General features: G+C 68.1%; 1 protein-coding gene and 3 pseudogenes. 2 read left to right on the forward strand and 2 right to left on the reverse strand.

The window, feature by feature from the left end:
• Together RHBS_RS26370 and hemE are read right to left on the reverse strand one after the other, a co-directional pair.
• Positions 1–784 (reverse strand): annotated as a pseudogene (locus tag RHBS_RS26370) (FAD-dependent oxidoreductase); the annotation flags it as partial.
• Positions 781–1,853, reverse strand: a pseudogene (gene hemE / locus RHBS_RS26375) (uroporphyrinogen decarboxylase). The pseudogenes hemE and RHBS_RS26370, both read right to left, overlap by 4 nt.
• A 123-nt stretch (positions 1,854–1,976) precedes the next feature.
• Between hemE and RHBS_RS26380 the strand changes: the two are divergent.
• Both RHBS_RS26380 and RHBS_RS26385 read left to right on the forward strand, forming a co-directional pair.
• Positions 1,977–2,576, forward strand: coding sequence for a DUF3000 domain-containing protein (locus RHBS_RS26380; RefSeq protein WP_128646840.1), 600 nt, complete (start codon positions 1,977–1,979; stop codon positions 2,574–2,576).
• A gap of 39 nt (positions 2,577–2,615) precedes the next feature.
• Positions 2,616–2,857, forward strand: a pseudogene (locus RHBS_RS26385) (ribonuclease D); the annotation flags it as partial.

The following is a 2,857-nucleotide window of genomic DNA, read 5'->3' on the forward strand; positions in this document are numbered from 1 at the left end:
TGATGCCGACACCGTCGACGAACCACCCGCCCGGACTCCTGGCGTATCCCCCCCCACGTGTGTCCCGACGAGCACCTCGGCATCGATCGCAGCGACGAGTGCATCCAGCAACACCGCATAACCGTCGCGCAGCCCGCCGAACACCGGTCCCGGCGACGGGGGTGGGCAGTGCAGCCCGCACGGCCTCGGTCAAGTTCGCCGCTCCGGCGTCCAACGCGGCAGCCAACGTGGGCAGTGCCGCGCGGACGCCGATCGAACTCGACGAACCGGAGTACACGCCGCCGAGCAACGGATCGACCGAACGGCGCACCACCTGGGAGCCGAACCTGGAGCCCACGAGATCGGCCACACTCACGTCCGAACCCGCCGTCCATGCGAAGGGCCGCGCGGTCTCGGTCTCGATGAGGTGCAGGTCTTCGGGGTCCACCAGATCCCGGACCGAATCGGCGGACGACGGGATGCCCATCAGAGTGCCGAGCGGGAGCGCGTGCGTTCGACCGCCGGAGAATACGAGCGGACGCACCGGTGCCGGATACACCAGTTGATCCGACAGACCGAGCTCGGCGAGCAGTGCCGGTACTTCCGGGCGACGACCGATGAATGCCTCGGCACCGACGTCCAGCGACTCGGTACCGACCTCACTGGTGCGCAGAGTGCCGCCGATGCGGGACGAGGCCTCGACCAGAGTGATCTCGGCATTCGGGCCGCAGGACTGCCGAAGGCGATACGCCGCGACGAGGCCGGAGATTCCACCGCCGACCACGGCATATCGCCGCACCGTCACAACGAATGCACCAGCGACACCACTCGCGTCAGAATCTCGGGATCGGTATCGGGAAGCACTCCGTGTCCGAGGTTGAACACATGTCCGCGCGCACCGGCCGCCACAGCGCGGTCTGCCTCGGCGGCGATGCGTCGGACTTCGGTCTCCACGGCATCCCAGCCCGCGAACAGCACCGCTGGATCGAGATTGCCCTGCAGAGCCTTGCCGTTGCCGACACGATGCACGGCGTCGTCGAGTGGGATCCGCCAGTCGACGCCGACCACATCGGCACCGGCCTCACCCATCGCCCCGAGCAACTCTCCGGTTCCGACGCCGAAGTGGATCTTCGGCACTCCGGCCGAGGACACTGCCTCGAACACTCGCTGCGAGTGCGGCAAGACGTACTCGCGGTAGTCGGCGAGGGACAACGCACCCGCCCAGGAGTCGAAAACCTGCACTGCGTCGACGCCTGCGGCCAGCTGAGCCTGCAGGAAGGTGATGGTCGTGGTGGCCAGTGCGTCGAGCAGGGCGTGCCAGGTGGCCGGATCGGACCGCATGAGTGCCTTGGTCTTCTCGTGATTGCGACTCGGGCCGCCCTCGACCAGGTACGACGCGAGGGTGAACGGAGCGCCTGCGAAACCGATGAGCGGCGTACCACCGAGTTGTCGGGTGAGGATCCGCACCGCATCGGCCACCGGCTCCACCTGATCGGAAGTCAGGACGGGAAGTGCGGCTACGTCGCAGCCGACCGCACCGGCTGCGCGACGACCGGTCCGGTACCTGCGACGATGTCGAGGTCTATGCCGGCGGCCTTGAGCGGGACGACGATGTCCGAGAACAGGATTGCCGCGTCGACGTCGTGCCGACGCACTGGCTGCAGCGTGATCTCGGCGACGAGATCGGGCCGGAAGCACGAGTCCAACATGCCGATGCCGGCGCGAATCTTGCGGTACTCGGGCAGCGATCTGCCGGCCTGCCGCATGAACCACACCGGCCGACGCGAGGGAGCCCGACCTGCGATCGCGGCCAGGAACGGCGCGTCCGGGAGTTCTCGACGGGCGGGGGCTGCGGTGTGCGGTTCGGCGTTCATCGTCTTCCATGTTCCACGCGTCGGGAAAGCTCCTGCCACCAAGGGCGACACACCCACTTCGGTTCCATCACGCTCGGCGCGCCTCCGCCTCGGTTCGACGTGACGCGTCTAACGTCCGATCACGTGACCGACTCCGAATCCTCCGCCGAACCTGCGCCTTTTCGCGCCGCCATCGACGCGATGCATCGGGCCCAGGTACACCCGGCGATCGAAATCGGTCCGATCCGGCCACCGCAGCGCCTCGCCCCGTACAGCTACGCCATCGGAGCCGAGGTCAAGCATCCGGACTCCGAGCACGTCGACGAACAGAGTGACGGTGACGCGTTCGGCCGCCTGATCCTGCTGTACGACCCCGACGGCGCAGAAGCGTGGAACGGCACCCTTCGGCTGGTCGCGTACATACAAGCGGACGTCGACGAATCGCTCGCCGACGATCCTCTGCTCCCCGAGGTCGGCTGGAGTTGGCTGGTGGACGCATTGGAGTCGCGCGCCGAACCACTCAATGCACTCGGCGGAACGGTCACCTCGACCAGCTCGGTGCGCTACGGCGACATCGCCGGACCACCCAAGGCGCATCAGCTCGAGCTGCGCGCGTCCTGGACAGCGACGTCCGAGGACCTCTCGACGCACGTCGAGGCGTTCTGCGAGGTGCTCGCCTACGCGGCCGGTTTGCCGCCTGCGGGCATCACCACCCTCGGCCAGCGCAGTTCCAGCCGCACATAGTGGGCGGTCCTTCCGCCCGAAGGCTTAGAGTCACTTCTCATGTCAGCCGAGAGTTCTCCCGAGACCACGCCGGACGACGAGGCGAGCGAGCCTGTCGCCGTTCCGCTACTGGCCCCGGCTGACGGCGTACCCGACGTGGTCGACACGCCGGACGCCGTGCGCGCGGCTGCCGCCCTTCTCGCATCGGGTCACGGCCCCCTCGCCGTCGACGCCGAACGCGCCTCCGGATTCCGCTACTCCCAGCGCGCCTACCTGCTGCAGTTTCGTCGCCGCGGCGCAGG

Origin of the sequence: Rhodococcus sp. BS-15 (assembly GCF_000813105.1) — a bacterium.
Lineage (GTDB): Bacteria > Actinomycetota > Actinomycetes > Mycobacteriales > Mycobacteriaceae > Rhodococcoides.